The 21,722-nt window shown below is 44.0% G+C and carries 16 protein-coding genes; all 16 read left to right on the forward strand.

Annotated elements, in window-relative coordinates; genetic code table 11:
• Positions 1-23: 23 nt before the first annotated feature.
• Positions 24-2,141 (forward strand): glycosyltransferase family 2 protein, encoded by a 2,118-nt coding sequence (locus KTH90_RS01275; RefSeq protein ID WP_238726132.1) that lies wholly within the window; start codon positions 24-26, stop codon positions 2,139-2,141.
• A gap of 158 nt (positions 2,142-2,299) precedes the next feature.
• The gene (locus tag KTH90_RS01280; protein ID WP_158351719.1) at positions 2,300-4,279 is read left to right on the forward strand and encodes a glycosyltransferase family 2 protein; all 1,980 of its coding nucleotides are present in this window, start codon (positions 2,300-2,302) and stop codon (positions 4,277-4,279) included.
• Positions 4,280-4,799: 520 nt separating this feature from the next.
• Positions 4,800-5,195 (forward strand): GtrA family protein, encoded by a 396-nt coding sequence (locus KTH90_RS01285; protein ID WP_238726133.1) that lies wholly within the window; start codon positions 4,800-4,802, stop codon positions 5,193-5,195.
• A 68-nt stretch (positions 5,196-5,263) separates the two neighbouring features.
• Positions 5,264-6,697, forward strand: coding sequence for a glycosyltransferase family 2 protein (locus KTH90_RS01290; RefSeq protein WP_238726134.1), 1,434 nt, complete (start codon positions 5,264-5,266; stop codon positions 6,695-6,697).
• A 31-nt stretch (positions 6,698-6,728) separates the two neighbouring features.
• Positions 6,729-7,685 (forward strand): glycosyltransferase family 2 protein, encoded by a 957-nt coding sequence (locus KTH90_RS01295; RefSeq protein WP_238726135.1) that lies wholly within the window; start codon positions 6,729-6,731, stop codon positions 7,683-7,685.
• A 50-nt stretch (positions 7,686-7,735) separates the two neighbouring features.
• Positions 7,736-8,866, forward strand: coding sequence for an LCP family protein (locus tag KTH90_RS01300; protein ID WP_238726136.1), 1,131 nt, complete (start codon positions 7,736-7,738; stop codon positions 8,864-8,866).
• 168 nt (positions 8,867-9,034) lie between these two features.
• On the forward strand, positions 9,035-10,450 hold the full coding sequence (locus KTH90_RS01305) for an undecaprenyl-phosphate glucose phosphotransferase (RefSeq protein WP_158351729.1): 1,416 nt from the start codon (positions 9,035-9,037) through the stop codon (positions 10,448-10,450).
• A 30-nt stretch (positions 10,451-10,480) separates the two neighbouring features.
• Entirely contained in the window at positions 10,481-11,605 is a 1,125-nt protein-coding gene (locus KTH90_RS01310; RefSeq protein WP_158351731.1) for an LCP family protein, read from the forward strand.
• Between the two features lie 164 nt (positions 11,606-11,769).
• Positions 11,770-12,678 carry a glycosyltransferase gene (locus KTH90_RS01315; protein ID WP_158351733.1) on the forward strand — a complete coding sequence of 303 codons (909 nt, stop codon included), beginning with the start codon at positions 11,770-11,772 and terminating at the stop codon, positions 12,676-12,678.
• Positions 12,679-12,777: 99 nt separating this feature from the next.
• A complete protein-coding gene (gene glmS / locus KTH90_RS01320; protein ID WP_158351735.1) occupies positions 12,778-14,604 on the forward strand; it encodes a glutamine--fructose-6-phosphate transaminase (isomerizing) in 1,827 nt (608 codons plus the stop codon).
• 30 nt (positions 14,605-14,634) lie between these two features.
• Complete coding sequence (locus tag KTH90_RS01325; RefSeq protein ID WP_238726137.1) at positions 14,635-14,877, forward strand: DNA-directed RNA polymerase subunit M; 243 nt, start codon at positions 14,635-14,637, stop codon at positions 14,875-14,877.
• On the forward strand, positions 14,858-15,763 hold the full coding sequence (galU, locus tag KTH90_RS01330) for a UTP--glucose-1-phosphate uridylyltransferase GalU (RefSeq protein WP_158351737.1): 906 nt from the start codon (positions 14,858-14,860) through the stop codon (positions 15,761-15,763). Before KTH90_RS01325 ends, galU begins: the two co-directional genes overlap by 20 nt.
• Before the next feature lie 188 nt (positions 15,764-15,951).
• Positions 15,952-17,454, forward strand: a complete 1,503-nt coding sequence (locus KTH90_RS01335; RefSeq protein ID WP_238726138.1) for a S1C family serine protease — start codon at positions 15,952-15,954, stop codon at positions 17,452-17,454.
• A 322-nt stretch (positions 17,455-17,776) separates the two neighbouring features.
• The gene (gene clpX / locus KTH90_RS01340) at positions 17,777-19,333 is read left to right on the forward strand and encodes an ATP-dependent Clp protease ATP-binding subunit ClpX (RefSeq protein WP_158351739.1); all 1,557 of its coding nucleotides are present in this window, start codon (positions 17,777-17,779) and stop codon (positions 19,331-19,333) included.
• A gap of 78 nt (positions 19,334-19,411) precedes the next feature.
• Positions 19,412-21,169, forward strand: a complete 1,758-nt coding sequence (locus KTH90_RS01345) for a S8 family peptidase (protein WP_238726139.1) — start codon at positions 19,412-19,414, stop codon at positions 21,167-21,169.
• Positions 21,170-21,189: 20 nt separating this feature from the next.
• Positions 21,190-21,651 carry a signal peptidase II gene (locus tag KTH90_RS01350; protein WP_238726140.1) on the forward strand — a complete coding sequence of 154 codons (462 nt, stop codon included), beginning with the start codon at positions 21,190-21,192 and terminating at the stop codon, positions 21,649-21,651.
• Positions 21,652-21,722 lie beyond the last annotated feature (71 nt).

Genomic DNA, 21,722 nt, shown 5'->3' on the forward strand with positions numbered 1-21,722 from the left:
TTCTACTAAACTAGGTGTATAATATGTTTAAATATCAATTTGAAAATATCAAATTATATCTAAGTAGAATATTTTCTGAAGATAATATCGAAGTCTTGAGAAAAAATGGTCTTAGAAGCTTTTTATGGAATCTTAGTTATGCAGACGAAGTTTGTAAACAGAAAGATTTATATTTAGCCTGGAGAAATGCAAATAGAGAAGATCCTTATAAAAAATGTCGGATAAAGAATCCGACAAGTTTTTCCATAGTAGTATATAATAAAAATGCTAATGAGAAACAAGCTGAGATGTTTTGGAGAGCTCTTAGGGATCAGGTATATCGCTTTAAGGAAATTCAATACTTTCAGAATTTCGAGGGTGATTGGAGTCAGCTGCTTGGAGAATATATTGTTTTGACAGATGATACCATCTTATTACAACCCAACAATTTACAATGTTTTGCAGACTATATTAGTACTCATCCGGATGTAGATATTATTTATTGTGATGAGGACAGTATATTAGACGATACGGATAAAAGAGGTTTTCCTTTTTTTAAACCAGATTGGTCTCCAGACACGTTTTTATCATTTCAGTATTTTGGGAAATTTTTAGTCGTAAGAAAAGCTTTGCTGCATAACTGTAAATTTGAATTCGATCGTGATCCCTATGTAAATTTATATGAATTATTACTAATACTAACAGAGCATATTAATGAGATTGGTCATATCGATAAGGTCTTGTTTAGTAAACCCTATGAGGAGCCTGTTGGTGATGGAAAAGAAATAAAGGAAATAAAGGAAAGAACATTAAAACGGAGAAATTATAATGGAGACGTAACCCGGGAGCCCAACACCGGTATTTACCGTATTCAATATAAAAATCCTAATTTTCCTAAAGTAAGTATTATTATTCCATCAAAAGATAATCCGGGTATAATAAATCAATGTCTTAAAAGTATTAGGCAATATACATCATATAAAAACTTTGATATAATAGTAATCGATAATGGCAGTAGTAGTAATAATAAGATAGAATATCATTTATTATGCGAGAAGTATGAGGCAAAGTATCTATATTATCCTATAGATTTTAATTATTCAAAAATGTGTAATATAGGTGCTAAAAGCACAGACGGTGAGTTCCTTCTGTTTTTAAACGATGATATTGAAGTTATAAATGAAAATTGGATTGAGTTGTTGGTGGGACATGCGAGTTTGCCATATGTAGGTGCAGTTGGTGCAAAATTACTTTATCCGAATACAAATATAATTCAACACGTAGGAGTTACAAATTTAAAGATAGGCCCGGCTCATAAATTATCTTTGTTACAGGACGACAAGAACTATTATTTTGGTCGAAATTATTTAGAATATAATTATTTAGCTGTAACAGGGGCGTGTTTAATGCTGGAAAGAAAAAAATACAATCGTGTGGGAGGTTTTGATGAAAATTTAAGGATAAGATATAATGATGTGGAGCTATGCTTTTCGCTATATGAAATGGGATACTATAATATAGTTCGTACAGATGTTGTATTGTATCATCATGAATCGTTAAGCAGAGGTGATGATACTTTAGATAATAAAAAAATGTTGGAACTAAAATGTGAAAGAGAAAAGTTATATTCAAAACACTCTATGTTTTATAATCATGATCCTTTTTATAATACGAATCTCGTAGACCATAAAACATTATATGAGCCTAATTTTATTTACAATTTTGAAGAAAGGCAATCCTTTGCTAAATATAGGAAGTTTAATCGGCAGCTTAAGCCTGAATGGTATAATTCATGTTTTAAATGTGTAATTGAAAATATTCAATATTTGGATGAATGTATTCTTCTGGAAGGATGGACATTTGTAATGGGTGCTGATAACAGTGCTTTTAAAAGAAATATACTACTTTTAAATAATAAGATGGATCATAATATTTTATGTTCATTGTTTCCAAGATACAGAGACGATGTAGTTAAACAGTTTCCAAATGAGAAAAAAATAGCTTTGTCAGGGTTTGTCAGCAGGATTCCTTATAACTGCCTTGAAGTGAATGCAAAATATAGAATAAACTTAATTGCTAAGGCTAAATTTTCGAGACAGGTATTATTAGCAGAAACGGATACGATTATAAATCCAAACAAAATATTACACAACAGTAAATGAAGGGCTTAGACTACTTCAATTCTATTATTATGAAATATTTAAATTAAGTAGAATTTAATCTAATAAGATTGATTTATACAATAAAGAATACGAATGCTTATAGAATGAATAATACAAAATTAACATTTATCTATAAGTAAACATGAAAGGTACCAGATATGAAAAAAGTGCAGCCGGCAGAGGAGCTTCTCGAATATTACAAATCCCTCTACGAATCAGAACAAAAAAAAGTAGAAGATTTAGAATCCCAGCTTGAAGAATCCGAAAAAGAAATAGAAGAACTAAAATTTCATCTCGACCGAATAAAAGGCAGTTTTGTCTGGAGACTTTCCAAACCTTTCCGAGGCGCCCTGCATGTATATGAACGTACCCGTGATCGTCTGCGCCGTTACGGCAACGTAAGGGGGATACTGCGCAAAATCCGCAGTAAAATGCGGGAGAAGAAGGCTGCATCCCGCATTCACGGTACGAAAAGTTTTCCTGGTCCAGAAGAAGTGCAGCGACAACGAAAAGAAAAGTTTCCGAAAGATGTTAAAATAAGTATATTAGTTCCTTTGTATAACACTCCTGAAAATTTCCTGCGCGAAATGATAGATTCTGTTTTATGGCAGACCTACCAAAATTGGGAATTATGTCTTGCGGATGGCAGTGATGACGCTCATGAATATGTGGGTGAAATATGCCGGGAGTATCAAAAGGATACCAGGATCAAATACAAAAAGATTACAGAAAATTTGGGTATCTCAGGGAATACCAACGTATGCCTGGAATTAGCCACCGGGAATTTTATTGGTCTTTTCGATCATGACGATATATTACATCCCTCCGTATTATATGAGGTGGTAAAAGTCATCTGTGACAAGAATGCAGACTATGTTTACACAGATGAAGCAACGTTTGAAGGGAAAAATATCAATAACATGATAGTTCTTCATTTCAAACCGGATTATTCGATTGATACGCTGCGTGCGAATAATTATATATGCCATTTCTCTGTGTTTGATGTAAAACTACTGGACAAAACCGGTCTGTTCCGCAGCGCCTATGATGGCAGTCAGGACCATGATCTGATTTTGCGTCTGACAACTGCAGCAAAAAATGTGCAACATATACCGAAAATACTATATTATTGGCGTTCACACAAGAATTCTGTAGCGTCCGATATAAATGCAAAAACCTATGCTATAGATGCCGCTAAGCGGGCAGTGCAGGATCATCTTAAGCAATGTGGTTTGGAGGCGAAGATTGAGAGCACAAGGGCGTTTCCGACGATTTTTCGGCTGAAATATAAACTGACTGCGGAACCTCTGATCTCAATCCTGATACCAAATAAAGACCATAAAGAGGATTTGTCACGTTGTATTGACTCGATCATAAATAAATCTACCTATCAAAACTTTGAAATTATCGTGATTGAAAACAACAGTGCAGAACCAGAGATATTCGATTATTATGAGGTGATCAAAAAGCATCCTCAGATCCGGGTAGTTACTTATGAAGGGAGTTTCAACTATTCTGCGATCAATAATTTCGGAGTTACATTTGCCAAAGGCGAGTACCTGCTGTTCCTGAACAATGATGTTAAAGTAATCACACGGGAATGGATCGAAGAACTGCTGATGTATGCACAGCGCCCGGATGTTGGTGCAGTTGGATGTAAACTCTATTACTCAGACAATACCATACAGCATGCAGGTATCGTAATCGGTCTGGGAGCACACCGGGCAGCCGGCCATACCCATTACAAAGAACCGAAACAAAATCTTGGTTACATGGGGAGGCTGTGTTATGCACAAAATGTAACCGCAGTAACGGGAGCATGCTTATTCGTCAGCAGGAGTATCTATGATGAGGTAGGCGGTTTGGACGAATCCTTTGCGGTTGCTTTAAATGATGTGGATTTCTGCTTGAAAATCCGTAAAAAAGGTTATTTAAATGTTTTCACACCTTTTGCGGAGCTGTATCACTATGAATCAAAATCCAGAGGTCTGGAAGATGATAAAGCCAAAGCAGAGCGATATAATGAAGAGACTGCCAGATTTCGGGATAAATGGAAACAGGAACTAGAAGCAGGTGACCCCTATTATAATAAAAATTTTAGTTTGGATTACTCGGATTATTCACTGAAGTTAGAGTAGAGCAAAAATAATAGTGGAGTCGATCCATATTATTCTTGGTAAGTTTACTTTTTCGTATATAATTCCTCGATATTCATGATTGAAGATTGAGGAATTATATTTTTCTTCTATGAGAAAGCGCTCCTGATGAATTTCCACAAGAGATTCCTTTAGAAATTGAAAGTCAAAAGTAGTATTGATGATTAGATATAAGCAGTACGAAAGAAATCCACGAAAAATCTGAATTAAGGGCTTAGTATGCTATTATAAATGATACCAAACAATACGAAGGAAAGCCTGCTATTGAAATTAGTTAAAAGGAATGCTATACTGATACCCAAATAAAGTATTAATGTAACCCCTTTAACGGCAAGATTTCAAATTTAATACGATCAATAAAAGAATAAAGGTAAGCACAACTTCCTTGCCAATAAAAGGCAGGGAAATTTTTATGAAATAGAGCGATGTTATCTAAATAATGTTATCATGATAAATATATATAAAAGTATTTTTTAGAATGACACCCTCAAGGAGTAAACAAATGAAAAATTTATTCATCCAATTAATCCGTTTTGGAATAGTCGGTGCTATCGCATTCCTGATCGACTACGCAATCATGATTGCCCTGACTGAACTGGCAGGAATTAATTATTTGATCTCCAGTGGTATATCCTTTACCATATCGGTTATTGTAAACTATATACTCAGTGTCACCCTTGTTTTCAAGCGCAAGAAAGATGCCAATAAAAGCAAGGAATTTATTATATTCGTATGCCTCAGCGTCGTTGGTTTGGGGCTAAATCAGCTACTGATGTATATACAGGTGGATCTTCTGTCCATCTATTATATGATAGCTAAAATTGTTGCGACAGCCGTGGTCATGGTCTACAATTTCATTACAAGAAAATTATTTATCGAAGACCATTCAAAAACATGAATTATAAGTCTTGATCAATATGACTTTGTCACAGATGATGAGTTAGTATGAAATAAGAGGAACACCTAATGATCCAAAATATAAAAAAAACCTGGCACTACTTCAAACGAAACGGAATAACCGCAGCCTTAGCCAAAGTATCAGAACAATTATCACAGCAGTCTGCCGAACGTAACTATTCCAGTTGGTTGGCGGACCATCTGCCAGAGGCGGCCCAACTGGAGGCTCAGCGCCGCCATATTTTTATTAATCCGATTACATTCAGTATCATTGTTCCCACCTACTGCACCAACCCCACATTCCTGCAGCAGATGGTGGAATCCGTATTGAATCAGACGTATCCGTACCTGGAACTGTGTATTGCTGATGGCAGTCCGGATGACAGCGTAGCAACCATATTGTCTGAATACCAGGACCCAAGGATTCATTATCGGCATCTTCAGGAAAACAACGGTATCTCAGGAAACACCAACGCCGCATTTGAGATGGCAACCGGTACCTACGTAGCCTTACTGGATCATGACGACTTACTGACACCAGATGCTTTATATGAAATGGCTATTGCAGTGGAGTCTAATCCGGCCACAGATATGATGTACTCGGATGAAGATAAAGTTTCCGCTGATCTTCGGGCATACTTTAATCCACATTACAAACCAGATTATAACCCGGAACTGTTGCGTACAAACAATTATATTTGTCATTTTCTTGCGGTAAAAAGGGAGCTGGCTATCCGGGCCGGTTATTTCAGGCCTGATTATGACGGCGCTCAGGATTATGATTTTATCTTCCGATGTGTCGAATTGGCACAGCATATCCATCATATACCCAGAATTCTCTATCACTGGCGTTCCCATGCTGAGTCTACAGCGGCAAATCCTCAGAGTAAGCGCTATGCCTATGAAGCTGGGAAAAGAGCACTGGAAAGCCATTTGATTAGAAACAATATAGAGGCTATTGTATCGCATACACCACATCTGGGGTTTTATCGTGTACAGTACCGGATCAAGATAACACACGATTCTGATCATTGCTGCCTTCACATAAGTGAAAATGCAGCAAATCCGCCGTTGATTTTAAAAGAGGTAAAACAGGAACTAATATCAAACTGCATGCGTCCAGATGTAGGAATTGTCGGAGGCAAGACTTTATACCCAAATGGCCGCATCAAACAAGCCGGCCTGCGACGGACGTCAGACGGAACCTATGAACCCGAATACAACGGCTTGAAAAAGCACTTTTCCGGCTACATGCACCGTGCTAATTTACAGCGCTGTGTTGACTCGGTGTCCTGTGATTGTTTTGCCGTAAAATTGGAACTTTTAGATCAACTGGGAGTCAGTCCCCAGGACTTGCAGACACAGAAGGATGTCAACCTTCTGTGTGAGAGAATCAGGTCTGCCGGATATCTCGTGGTTTTCACGCCATATGCATGTATTAAAATAAAAGATAGCAGAATGAGACATAGAGGAATAAAACGTAACAGAAGTAAACATGCATAAGTCAAAGCAGGTTGAAAAGCGAGGAACAAACATGAAAAAAGTATCGATCGTGATACCAAATTACAACGGAAAAACCTATCTGGACACCTGCCTGCGTGCCGTATACCATCAAACCTTACGGGACATAGCCGTAATCGTCGTCGACAACGGCTCCACAGACGGCAGCCAGACATTTATACAGGAAAACTATCCGCAAACACGCCTCATCGAACTGGATGACAACTACGGCTTCTGCCGTGCGGTGAATGAAGGAATCCAGGCGTCAGACACAGACTATGTAATTCTGTTAAACAATGATACGGAAGCTGCGCCGGATTTTGCGGCGGTACTGCTGAAGACTATGGAACAGTCCCCGGACATTTTTTCCTGTGCTGCTAAAATGCTCTGCTTCCACCGCCGGGACATCATTGACGATGCTGGGAATCTGTACTGCGCACTTGGCTGGGCTTTTGCAAGAGGAAAAGGAAAAACCGCGGCCAAATTCAACCGGCCGGAAAGTATCTTTGCTGCCTGCGCCGGAGCAGCCATATACAGAAGAGATCTATTCGAAAGAGTTGGACTCTTTGACGAAGCCCACTTTGCCTATCTGGAGGACGTGGATATCGGCTATCGGGCACGAATCATGGGCTTTCGCAACCAGTACCAGCCAAGCGCGGTCGTATATCATATAGGAAGCGCAACAACCGGCTCCAGGTATAATGAATTCAAAGTGCGCTATGCCGCCAGAAATAGTGTCTATCTGGCTTACAAGAATATGCCCTTACTACAGCTGTTGCTGAATCTGCCGCTTTTAATTCTGGGCTATCTGGTGAAAACAGCATTTTTCACCTCAAAAAAAATGGGGAAAGAATATCTGATCGGCATAAAAAATGGGCTTTCTATGTGCCTGAAGGGTCAAAAAGTGCGATTTTATTGGAAAAATATCCCGAACTATGTTAAAATCCAGATAGAACTGTGGGTAAATATTGTCAGAAGATTGACATCGTAACTGCCCTTTGAAAAGCTGCAAATAAAAGTACAAAGGAGAACTATAGGAACATGTCCGATTTTCAAACCAACCCAGAAGACGGTATAAATCCCATTGACCGTAAAAATCAAAAAGCTTACAAAAGAGGAAGATTCCATAAATACCGCATAGCCCTAACAGTAGTTGCTGGCATTACCCTGGTTCTGCTGTCCGGCGCCCTGTATGTGAATTCCAAACTGGACAAACTACAAAAAGACAAAGATTTCAAATCCAACGAGGTACAGATCAACCAGGTTCCGGCTGAAGTCCAAGAGGTGATGGAAGGCTACACGAATATTGCCGTTTTCGGTCTGGACGATGAAGATGGCAAGGGAAACAAGGATAAAGGTACCCACAGTGACTCGATCATCGTGGCCAGTATTGACAACAAGACGAAACAGGTGAAACTGGTTTCCGTATACCGGGACACCTATCTGAACCAGGCAGATGCCAAAGACAGCGGGAAATACCACAAAGCTAACAACGCCTATTTCCGAGGCGGCGCAAAGCAGGCGGTAGACATGCTGAACAAGAATCTGGACCTGGATATAGAAGACTATGTGGCGATCCAATATGATGCAATAGTAGCGGTCGTGGATGCCCTGGGCGGTGTGGATATCAATGTGGAGGAGGATGAAATCTTCCATATGAATAACTATATCATCGATGTTTCAGATGTGACAGGAAAGCGCACCCAGGAGATACTGGAGCCGGGCCTGCAGACGCTGGATGGAGTACAGGCCTCCGCCTATGTCAGAGTCCGCTATACCGCCGGAAGTGATTTTAAACGGACGGAACGGCAGCGGTTATTGATATCCAAGATCACGGAAAAAGCCCAATCCGCAAACCTGTCCACTATTTTGTCCATAGTAAATAAAGTGTTTCCGATGATCAAGACAAGTCTGGACAAGGATGAAATCATCGGTATGGCCAAAGATGCAGGTGCATACAGCATTGCGGATACCACGGGTTTTCCATTTGACAAGAATCCGGATGCCTATGTTGGCAAAATGTCCTGTGTGCTGGTAGATGATCTGGCGCAGAATGATAAACAGCTGCATGAATATTTGTTTGAAGGCGAGAGCTATACCCCTTCCGCGGAAGTGCTGAAGATCAGTGAAGATTTGAAAGAAGTATATGATAAAGATATCGGTCGGAAATAACCCCCTTTTGGCTGAAGGGCTAAATATATAGGAAAATTCGAAGAGATTTGGTCAAAAGTAGCTACTAAATGTTTTAATACTTGCCCTTTTGGGAAAATTATTGTATTATATGAGTTACGGCAAGTTGGCAGAAGGAAAATACTGCCTTTTGAGAATGGGTGATAACCATTGATTAAGGATAATCAGAAGTATTTCAATAGATTACATGTATTGGTCGATGCGTTGGTTGTGGCCGGATGCTACTCACTGACGTGGTTAATCCGCTTTAAAACGGCGCTTGGCCTTATGCTTTTCGGACATCCCGGAGAATACCTGCCGCCGAGCCAGTATTTTGCGGTTCTGTTAGTATTGGTACCGGGATATTTGCTGCTGTATTTTGCGTTTAATCTGTATACGTCCAAGCGGGTACAGGGCCGGCGGCTGGAATTTGGCAATATAGTGAAGGCCAATACGATCGGTCTTTTTCTGCTTGTCATGATTTTGTATTTTAATAAGCAGATGGATTTCGCCCGGTCCGTCATTATCACGTTTTATTTTATCAACATCGTGGTGGAGTCGGTGGTCAGGAACCTGATCCGGGTAGGGCTTCGCAAGATCCGCAAAAAAGGCTTTAATCTTCGCCACATTTTGCTGGTGGGATACAGCCGGGCGGCAGAGGAATACATTGACCGCATCAAATCCAATCCCCAGTGGGGTTATGTAGTCCGGGGCATTCTGGATGACAATGTGGAACGCGGCACCATGTACAAAGGGGTAAAAGTAATAGGAAGAATCGATAATCTGTTAGTGATTCTTCCCGAAAATAAATTGGACGAGATTGCGATCACTCTGGGGCTGGATGAATATTCCAAACTGGAGAGGATCGTGGGTCTGTGTGAAAAGTCCGGTGTGCATACGAAGTTTATACCGGATTACAATAATATTATTCCGACCAAACCCTATACGGAAGACCTGCTGGGGCTTCCGGTGGTCAATATCCGTCACGTGCCGCTTACGAACACGTTTAATATGATGGTGAAAAGAGCCATGGATTTGGCTGGTTCGATACTGGCCATTATCGTGTTTTCACCGGTCATGCTGTTTACGATCATCGCCATCAAGGTGACTTCCCCAGGACCTCTTGTTTTTACCCAGGAGAGAGTCGGCCTTCATAATAAAAATTTTCACATGTATAAATTCCGTTCCATGGAAGTTCAAAAGCCCAACGAAGAAAAAGGCTGCTGGACAGTGCAGAACGATCCACGGGTGACTAAGGTCGGCCGGGTGATCCGGAAACTCAGTATTGATGAGCTGCCGCAGCTATTCAATGTATTAAAAGGAGATATGAGTCTGGTCGGACCCCGGCCGGAGCGTCCGTTTTTTGTGGAAAAATTCCGGGAAGAGATTCCCCGCTATATGGTCAAGCACCAGGTCCGGCCGGGAATGACCGGATGGGCGCAGATCCATGGCTATCGAGGTAACACTTCGATTCGGAAACGAATTGAATATGATTTATATTATATAGAAAACTGGACAGTGGGCCTGGATATCAAAATACTGTTTCTGACGATATTCAGGGGATTTGTAAACAAAAATGCGTATTGAGCCGCGCAGGGAAGGAATGGTTACTAAATAATGGCAAAGACTACAAAAGCATCACCAAAACGCAAGGGAAGCAAAAAGGCAAGAAGAAGACGGAGGAGGATCCTCCTTGTAATAGAAATATTAGTTTTACTTATATTGCTGGCCGTTCTGTTTGTCGTGTCCAAGCTGGATAAAATACAGCAGGACAAGGATTTTAAAGGCGAAGAAACTCAAAAAAATGAATTGACGGAACAAGTTCAGGAGACCCTGGATGGCTATACCAACATCGCGCTGTTTGGCCTGGATTCTAGAGAAAGCGGGAATTTGGACAAAGGCAGCCACAGTGATACGATCATGGTGGCCAGTATTAACAACAAAACGAAAGAAGTAAAACTGGTATCCGTATACCGTGACACCTATTTGAATCAGGCAGATGGCAAAGATACTTATCACAAAGCGAATCAGGCGTATTATACAGGCGGACCAAAACAGGCGGTTGATATGCTGAATCTGAATCTGGATTTACAGATCGAGGATTATGTGACTATCGATTGGGCGGCCCTGGTAGCTGTGATCGATGACCTGGGCGGTATTGACGTTGACATTCAGGAAGACGAGATTATCCATCTGAACAACTACACGGTGAGTGTATCCGAAGAAACAGGGGTAAAAACCAATAAAATAACTTCACCTGGACTGCAGACTCTGGATGGTGTACAGGCAACTTCATATGCCAGAATCCGTTATACCGCGGGTGATGATTTCAAACGTACCGAACGCCAGCGTCTGGTTTTAACTCTGGTAGCGGAAAAAGCGAAGAAAGCCAGCATCGGAACGCTCTCTAAAATAGTTGATCATGTATTTCCTATGATTAAGACCAGTTTGACCTATTCAGAGATCATCGCTATGGCAGGTGATGCGACCGCTTACAGTATCGGTGAAACTGCAGGGTTCCCCAGCGATCACAGTACCGGCCCGGTGGGCAAAATGTCCGTAGTATTTGCAAATGGTTTGACTGAAAATGATAAAACCCTGCATGAATTCCTTTTTGACGGGGAGAACTACACACCCTCCAAAGAGGTACAGAATATCAATGATTACCTGATTAAGAAAACAGGTAAAACACCGACGAAGAGTTCCGGTTCCGGACAGAGTGAAGCGGGAGCAGAAGAATAGAAGCGTGGATTCACCGTAAATATAAGGAATCAATCGACCAAAGGGGGCCATACAGGCTCCCTTTTATCGGTTTCGCAGGGATGATGCGGTTCAACAGCATTCAATAAAATTCTATAGAACAAATCAAGTGGACAAAAAGGGAGAAGTTTGCTAGAATTATCACTATGAAAGTAGATGTAATAATACCGACTTACAAGCCGGATGAAAAATTTCGAAGATTGCTGTTTATGCTCGGCAGGCAGAGTATCTCAATTTCCCATATTATTATTGTGAATACGGAGGAGTCATGGTGGGATCCCGGATTGTGCGAGGGCATAGACGGGGTTCAGGTATATCATGTCCCGAAAAAGGATTTTGATCACGGAGGGACCAGGAATCTGGCCGCTCACAGATCTGACGCGGACATTATGGTATTTATGACCCAGGATGCGGTGCCGGTTGATGAATATCTGCTGGAACGGCTGACGGAGCCGTTTGCGGATGAGCAGGTGGCGGCCGCTTACGCAAGGCAGCTTCCGGATAAACATTGCAGTGAGATAGAGAAATATACCAGACAGTTTAACTATCCGGAAGAGGACCGGAAAAAGACGATTGCAGATCTGGATGAGCTGGGTATCAAGACATTTTTCTGTTCCAATGTGTGTGCCGCATACCGCAGGAGCACATATTTTCAACTGGGCGGTTTTGTGAAGAAAACGATATTCAACGAAGATATGATCTATGCAGGTACGCTGGTCCGGTCTGGTTATGCGATCAGCTATGCTTCCCGGGCGCTTGTGGTACATTCCCACAACTATGGTTGTCTGACGCAGTTTAAGCGGAATTTTGATCTGGCTGTGTCACAGCAGCAGTATCCGGAGATATTCGCGGGTGTACGTTCCGAATCAGAAGGGATCCGTTTGGTCAGACAGACAGCCGGATACCTGTGGCGCATTCACAAACCATGGCTGATCGTGTATCTGATTGTGCAAAGCGGTTTTAAATTTATGGGATACCGGTTCGGGAGAAAATATGAGAAACTGCCGAAATGTATCATTCATCTGTTTACCATGAATAAAGCATACTGGAAATGATGAAGATGGAGAAAGGTATGTTGGGGCTTTTACAGGAATAGATTTACTAAGAATCGTTACGGCATTATGGAAAATCGGCTTTAGAGGAGGAATGAAACTATGTGCGGAATAGTTGGTTACACCGGAGATGAGCAGGCGGCTCCGATCCTGCTGGACGGCCTGGCAAAATTGGAATACCGGGGATATGATTCAGCCGGTATTGCGGTTTTCGACGGAGAAAAGATTAATATGGCGAAAGCGGCGGGGAGACTGAAGGTACTGAGCGAGCTGACCCATGACGGGAAGGAACTCCCGGGTTTTATCGGCATCGGACATACCAGATGGGCTACCCATGGGGCACCCAGTGATACTAATGCCCATCCCCATTGCAATAAGGACCAGTCAATCGTGGTTGTGCACAACGGAATTATCGAGAATTATCTGAAACTGCGCAGGAAACTGGAGAGCAAAGGCTATGAATTCCAGTCCGAGACGGACACGGAAGTGTTGGCGCATCTTCTGGACTATTACTATACCGGAGAGCCTGTCTCCACGATCATCAAAGTGATGCATCGGGTGGAAGGGTCTTACGCGCTGGGAATTCTCTTTGAGAAACATCCCGGTGAAATGTATGCGGTACGTAAAGACAGCCCTCTGATCGTAGGGAAAGCCCAGAGCGGTAATTTAATCGCCTCCGACGTGCCGGCTGTCCTGAAATACACCAGGGAGGTCTGCTTCATAGAAAATGAAGAGATCGTTAAGCTGACCGGGAATGAAATGCATTTTTACAATGTGGATGAGGAAGAGATCACCAAGGAATTCCAGACGATAGCCTGGGATGTCAGCGCTGCGGAAAAGGGCGGATATGAACATTTCATGTTAAAAGAGATGTATGAGCAGCCGAAAGCGGTGGGTGATACCTTAAGTCCCAGAATCAAAGGGAACCGGATCGTGATCGAGGAACTGGGCATGTCCGACGAGGAGATCCGGGCGATCCGTAAGATCTATATTATCGCCTGTGGTTCTGCCTTTCACAGTGGTATGACGAATAAATATGTTTTTGAAGGGCTGGCGCGCATTCCGGTGGAAGTGGATCTGGCCAGCGAGTTCCGATACAGGGATCCGATTTTTGAGCCTAATACGCTGGTGATTATTGTAAGCCAGTCCGGCGAGACCGCGGATTCCCTGGCAGCGCTGCGGGAAGCCAAAGCCCACGGGGTACCGGTATTGGGAATTGTCAATGTAGTGGGAAGCTCTATCGCCCGGGAGGCCGACCATGTGATGTATACCTGGGCCGGGCCTGAGATCGCTGTGGCCACGACGAAGGCTTACAGCACGCAGCTGATCGCCCAGTATCTTCTGGCACTGAAGTTTGCGCAGGTGCGCGCAACTGTATCCGACGAAGAGTTAGAAGAAATGATACAAGATCTGAAACAGCTGCCGGATCAGATCGAGATGCTTCTGAACAATAAAGAAAAAATCCAGCATTTTGCGAACCGCTATATAGCAGCACGGGATGTCTTTTTTATCGGAAGAGGGATTGATTACGCGATATCCATGGAGGGTTCCCTGAAATTAAAGGAGATATCCTATATCCACTCGGAAGCCTATGCGGCCGGTGAATTAAAGCATGGTACCATATCGCTGATCGAGGACGGTACTTTAGTGGCAGCTGTGCTGACACAGGAAAGCCTATATAAAAAAATGATCAGTAATATTGAAGAGGTCCGTACCCGGGGTGCCTTTGTACTTGCCGTTACAAATGTGGGAAATCATGAAGTGGAAAAGACAGCAGATTATGTGATTTATATACCAAAAACAAATCGGTATTTTACCAATTCCCTGGCGATTATACCATTACAGCTGTTCGGATATTATGTGGCAATCGGAAAAGGCTGCGACGTTGATAAACCCAGAAATCTGGCAAAGTCCGTTACAGTAGAGTAAGGTTGAACGAAAATATGGAGTAGAATACAAATGATTAGAGTATATATCTGTCCAAAATGTGAAGCCATAAAAGTCGGTTCCAGAAGGAAGAAAGTTGTATGTTACTATTGCGGCGAAACACCGATGCTCATCACGGAACTGGAATTCCTGAAATATTCGGAGATGCTGCCGGAGGAAAGGCAGGAATATGCCAGAGAGTGGATGAAAAAATATCGGGAGAAGAAAAAAATCGTAGAGGAGAAGGAAGATGCAGATGAAGAACAAAAGGGTTAAAAAGGCAGTGATCCCGGCGGCAGGGCTGGGAACCAGATTTTTGCCGGCTACCAAGGCACTCCCCAAGGAAATGCTTCCCATCGTGGATATTCCGACCGTTCAATATATTATTGAAGAAGCTGTAGCCAGCGGAATCGAAGAGATCCTGATCATTACCAACTCCAATAAGCACTGTATGGAGAATCATTTTGACAAATCTTATGAGCTGGAGGATCGTCTGGCTGCCTCCGGAAAAAAAGCTGAGGTTAAAATGATCAATGATATCGCAAACCTAGCGGATATCTATTATGTGAGGCAGAAGGAACCGCGGGGCCTGGGACACGCCATCATGTGCGCACGTTCCTTTATCGGTGATGAGCCGTTCGCGATACTGCTGGGTGATGATGTGGTGGTGAATAAAGGCGGGACTCCGGCTCTCGGACAGCTGATCGACAGCTATTATAAGATCGGAGCATCTGTGGTTGGAGTTCAGACCGTTGCTGAGGATCAGGTAAGCAAGTATGGTATCGTTGCCCCGGATCCCTCTCACAAACAAAGAGGCCGCCTGTGCAAGCTGACCGACATGGTGGAAAAACCGAAAAAAGAAGAGGCGCCCAGCCAAATGGCGGTTCTGGGACGCTATGTGCTGACTCCTGAAATCTTTGAACTGCTGGAGAACCAGGAAGCCGGTGCGGGCGGGGAGATCCAGCTGACCGATGCCATAAAGCGCCTCATGGATATCCAGGCCGTGTATTCCTACGATTTTGAAGGAATCCGATATGATGTGGGTGACAAGTTCGGTTTTATCAAAGCTACCATTGACTTTGCTTTGGATCGTCCGGAATTGAAGGATGATGTCATGAAATATATTCTGGAAGTCGCTGAAAAAGCGAAAAGTGTTAAATAGAACATTGGTCAAACAACGGCAGATCCTCTCCGAAAGGTCTGCCGTTATTTGTCCTCCGGTATTCCGCGGTTTTTAATAAAATTTCCAACTGCACAAATTTTTAAAGTTTTAATCACATTTTAAACACAATTCCTTGTTACACTATAGGAAATCGAAAAGATAATATAACAAAGGAAGGAGATTTTATTATGAGTGAAGAATATGGAAATAACGGTTATAATGGATATCCCTCAACCGGTTCTGATATGAATAATACAGCAAATAACGAACATCAGGGAAGCGGGGCTTATGGCCAGCAGACAGCCTATACGCAGAACAGCGGGGGTGATTACCAAAGCGGCCATTACGCGGGAAGCTTCCAGAACAGCAGTTCCCAGGAGCAGGAGACGAATAGTACCACAGGATATCAAAACAGCGCCTATACTTCCTATCACATCTCCGGTGATTCCCCGAAGAAGAAACCGGAAAAAAAGAGAAAAGGCGGAGGAAGGAAAGCGGCAAAAGCTGTTGCCTGTCTGCTGGTAATCGTACTGGTCGGTGGAATAGGATTTTATGCCGGCGGCTTGAGAGATACTTCTCAAAAACAGGAAGCCAACGCCACACCACAGCCCGATGAAAAACAACAGGAAGAGCAGAAGGAACTGATACCGGCAGTGAATACCAATGACGGTTCCTCCAATGTTGTAGTCAACGATGTATCCGATGTGGTAGAAGCCGTAATGCCTTCTGTAGTATCCATCACAAACGCAGGGGTACAGGAGGTACAGACCTTCTTCGGAACCCAGCAGTATACGACCCAGAGTTCTGGTTCCGGCATTATCATAGGTCAAAACGATGACGAGTTATTAATCGTAACCAACAACCACGTAATCGCTGATTCCCAGGAATTAAGCGTAGCATTCGCGGATAACTCCGTATATGAAGCTTATGTAAAAGGAGCGGACCCCAACGCGGATCTGGCAGTGGTAGCAGTGAAACTGGATTCGATCAGCGATGAAACGAAGTCCAGTATCAAGACAGCTGCTCTGGGCGATTCCAATGCGCTGAAAGTAGGGGAAGCCGCCATCGCTATCGGCAATGCCCTTGGCTACGGCCAGTCTGTAACCACTGGTGTCATCAGCGCCCTGGACAGACAGGTAGAAGGCTATAACAGTACATTGATCCAGACAGATGCAGCCATTAACCCCGGCAACAGCGGCGGTGCCCTTCTGAATACCAAAGGGCAGGTAATCGGTATCAACGTAATGAAACTGGCCAGTGACAAAATAGAAGGTATGGGTTACGCGATCCCCATCAGCAACGTATCCGACATCATCGATACTCTGATGAACCGTGAAACCAGATCCATAGTGGACGAAAACGAGCGGGGATATCTGGGAATATCCGGCCTTAACGTAACCGATGAGGTATCCAACAGCTATGCAATGCCTCAGGGTGCCTTTGTAGTACAGGTCTATGACGATTCCGCCGCATCAAATGCGGGAATCCACAAAGGCGACATCATTACCAAATTCGACGGTCTCCCGGTAACTTCCATGGAAAGTCTTTCCAGCACCCTGGAATACTATAAAAAAGGAGAAACCGTTGATGTAGCAGTACAATCTGCCAACAACGGAGAATATGTGGAACGTACCATCAGTGTCACGCTGGGAGAGAAGCCGGCGGAAAATAACGTGAATACGAACCAGTAGTTGGAGGGGATCAGGGAAATAAATATAATTTAAGCCGTGGCGGGCGTGGAGGGGACTGGCACCTTTCGGTTATAAAGTGAAACTTTCAGGCAGCTGCGTGGAGAAAGGGGCCTGTCCCCGGATGTTGACTAGAATAGACTCACATCCGGGGACAGGCCCCTTTCTCGGCATGGCTGCCTGAAGATTTGACTTTCCTGCCGAAAGGTGCCAGTCCCCTCCCCGCGCATCCAGTTTATAAAAAGTTTACTTGTAACCGCACAAATGGTAGTCTATAATGAAGGATGAATTGATTTTAGTATGAATGTAGAAGAGGTGGTCATATATGGCATTTGATGATGATAAGTTATCAGACGAAAAGCTTGATGATAAAAAACACGTTGTAACAGAGGCTGAGAAGAAAGACGATGAGTATGAAAGCGTATGTTTCCTCTGCCGGCGCCCGGAGAGCCAGACCGGCAAGATGATCCATCTGCCGAATGATATCTGCATCTGCCCGGACTGTATGCAGAAAACGTTTGACATGGTGGAAAACAGCGGCTTCCAGACCTTTGATTTTATGAATCCGAATCATGTATTACCGAATAATAAAAAGCCTGCAGGCAAATCCCAGGATGAGAAAAAAGAGCAGGATATCCCGGAGGAGACAGATTCACAGAAGAAAACTTTGGACAGCCAGAATCAGGGTTCCATGCCCTATATCAGCATGATCAATCTGGCGGACCTGCAGAATATGATGCCGAAACCGCAGAAGATCAAAAAGAAAAAGCCAAAAGATGAGCAGGACAAGCCGGCCCTGGATATCCACAGTATTCCGGCTCCGCATAAGATCAAAGCCAGCCTGGATGAGTATATCATCGGACAGGAGCAGGCAAAGAAAGTGGTGTCGGTTGCTGTTTATAATCATTATAAGCGTGTGGCTACCGGTACGATGGACGATATTGAGATCGAAAAATCCAATATGCTGATGATCGGTCCTACCGGCTGCGGAAAGACGTATCTGGTCCGTACCCTGGCCAGACTGTTGGATGTGCCGCTGGCGATCGCGGACGCCACGTCTTTGACAGAGGCGGGTTATATCGGCGACGATATCGAGAGTGTGGTTTCCAAACTTCTGGCCGCTGCGGATAATGATGTGGAAAAAGCGGAACGGGGTATCATCTTTATAGATGAAATTGATAAAATAGCAAAGAAAAAGAATACGACCCAGCGGGATGTCAGCGGCGAATCCGTTCAGCAGGGGCTGCTGCGGCTTCTGGAAGGCAGTGATGTGGAGGTGCCGGTTGGGGCAAACAGTAAAAACGCCATGGTGCCGCTTACGACGGTGAATACAAAGAATATTCTGTTTATCTGCGGCGGGGCGTTTCCGGACCTGGAGAATATCATCAAGGAGCGTTTGAATAAACAATCTTCCATCGGTTTCCAGGCAGATCTAAAAGACAAATATGATGATGATCCAACACTGCTTCACAAGGTTACCGTTGAGGACATCCGGCATTTTGGGATGATTCCTGAGTTTATCGGCCGGCTTCCGGTTATTTTCACACTGGATGGTTTGACCGAGGATATGCTGGTTAAGATATTAAAAGAACCCAAGAACGCGATTCTGAAGCAATATCAGAAGCTTCTGGAGCTGGATGAGGTGAAGCTGGAATTCGACGACAGAGCGCTGGGGGCCATAGCCAGGAAAGCGCTGGAGAAGAAAACCGGAGCCAGAGCGCTGCGGGCGATCATTGAAGAATTTATGCTGGATATCATGTATGAGATTCCAAAGGACGACAATATCGGCAGGGTGACGATCACAGAGGAATATATCAATCATACGGGCGGTCCGGTCATTGAGCTTCGGGGAAATCTGCCCCGGATTGCGGAGCAGGCGTAAACCCTTAGGAATATTCCGATCATGTCTGAAATATACCAGTTCTGCATATAGTAGTAAAAAAGATATGAGAGGAATCTCATGCCAGAAGATATGCAGGAATTTGTGGAGGAGATACAAGCCTCCCAGACACAGAACGGGCGGCCTGCGCCGGAAGAATGCCGCCGACGGATTGTCTCCAACGATTATGCGGATTTTATCTATAATACGGATGTTTTATACCAGGATATAGAGGAATTATTCGGCCCTTACTGTGTACAGATCGTGAACCGGCAGTTTGTAACCATGTATGCTGAACGCTCCAGGATGCTTCCTTTGTCAATTGGGAATTTTACGTATACAGCGATCCCTAACTGTTATACGCTGTTGGACACTGCGGCGCTGGATGCCAGCGGAATTACCCAGATCCAGAATCAGCCTACCCTGAACCTTACGGGCAAGGGTGTAATTATAGGATTTATCGATACCGGAATTGATTATCAGAATGATATTTTCCGGAATACCGATGGAACCAGCCGGATCCTGGCTATCTGGGACCAGACAGTTCAGACGGGACAAATGCCCGAAGACATAAACTATGGAAGTGTATATAGGAAAGAAATGATCGACGAGGCGCTGCAGCGTACGGATCCCTATGAGCTGGTACCCAGCAGGGATGAAGATGGTCATGGAACGGTGATGGCCTCCGTAGCCGCGGGCGGCCGGAATCCGGAGCAGGATTTTTCCGGTGCGGCCCCGGAGGCAGATCTGGTAGTGGTTAAGCTAAAGGAAGCAAAAGAATACTTAAGGCAGTTCTATTTTATTAATCCTGATGCGAAAGTATATCAGGAAAATGATATCATGTTTGGAATCCGCTTTATCGGGGATATCGCGGCCGAGTACAACAGACCGGTGATTTTCTGTATAGGCCTTGGCACAAATCAGGGTGACCACGGAGGCAGTTCACCTTTGGGGCTGTTTATGACGGACACGTCCGGCGGCAGGGGCCGGGCTATGGTGGTTGGCACTGGAAATGAAGGGAATCAGGGACACCATTTTGCGGGAAAACTGGAACAGAGCCTGGAATACCAGGATGCGGAAATACGGGTGGGAGCCGGTGAGATTGGATTCACCCTTGAATTGTGGGGGCAGATCCCTGACATATTTTCCGTATCCATTATATCTCCCACGGGAGAGTCGGTGCCCCGCACGATGAACCGGATCGGCTACAGTGACGTGTATAATATGGTGTTTTCGGGAACGACTATATATGTCGATTATCGGGCGGCATCAGAGATCGCCGGTTCCCAGATCATTTTCATGCGCTTTGAAAATCCGATTCAGGGAATCTGGACGATCCGGGTGTTTGGAAATAATGTAAGCAGAGGCGTCTACAATATGTGGCTGCCGGTTCGGGGGTTTACGGTTACAGACGTTGTCTTTCTGCGACCGGAACCGGATATGACACTGACCGAGCCCTCGGCTGTGACCAGTGCCATCAGCGTAGGCACGTATAATGACAGCAATGAAAGCATGTATCTGGACTCAGGGCGCGGTTTTGCGAGGGATAATATTGTGAAACCGGAGTTCGCGGCCCCGGGGGTGGATGTATACAGCGGGCTGCCCGCTAATCGGTTTGGAGACAGAACCGGTTCCAGCGTGTCCGCGGCGCTGACAGCAGGCGCGGTGGCATTGCTGCTGCAATGGGCCGCTGTTGATGGGAATGATGTCACGATCACTCCCATACAGTTGAAAAATTATCTGATCAGGGGAGCCACCAGAAAGCCGAATCTGACTTATCCCAACCAATCCTGGGGTTATGGGGCGTTAAACCTGTATGGAACATTTCAAAATCTTTAAGGTTACAAAGGAGAACAGGAATGATTTATCTGATCATCACGGCCGGGATTCTGGCGCTGGATCTTGCGGTAAAAGCCTATATTGAAAAAACAAAGAAGCCGGGAGATACCCAGGAGATTCTGGGAGGAAAAGTGATCCTGCAGAAAGTATATAACCGTGGATTATGTCTGAACCTGCTGGACAAAAAGAGAAATATTGTGGTGGGCTTATCTGCCGGCTGTACGCTGGCAGTTCTGCTCTTTTATATCGGCCTGCTGTTTCAAAAGGGATATCATGGTCTGAAGCTTGCGCTCAGTTTTTTGGCTGGCGGTGCGCTCAGTAACCTTTATGACCGCCTGGTCAGGAAATATGTGGTAGACTATTTTAGTTTTCAGGTGAAATGGAAAAGATTGAGTAAGGTGGTATTCAATCTGGCTGATCTGTTTGTTTTTCTTGGCTCCGCTCTGGCCGTGATCGCGACTATGTGCAGGAGAAAAGCGTGAGTCAGACCCGGGAAGCAGAACCAGGCCGGAGCCAGACCAAATTCAAGATGAGTCGTAAGGACAACCAGGAA

This window comes from Diplocloster modestus, from assembly GCF_019042245.1.
Classification (GTDB): domain Bacteria; phylum Bacillota; class Clostridia; order Lachnospirales; family Lachnospiraceae; genus Diplocloster; species Diplocloster modestus.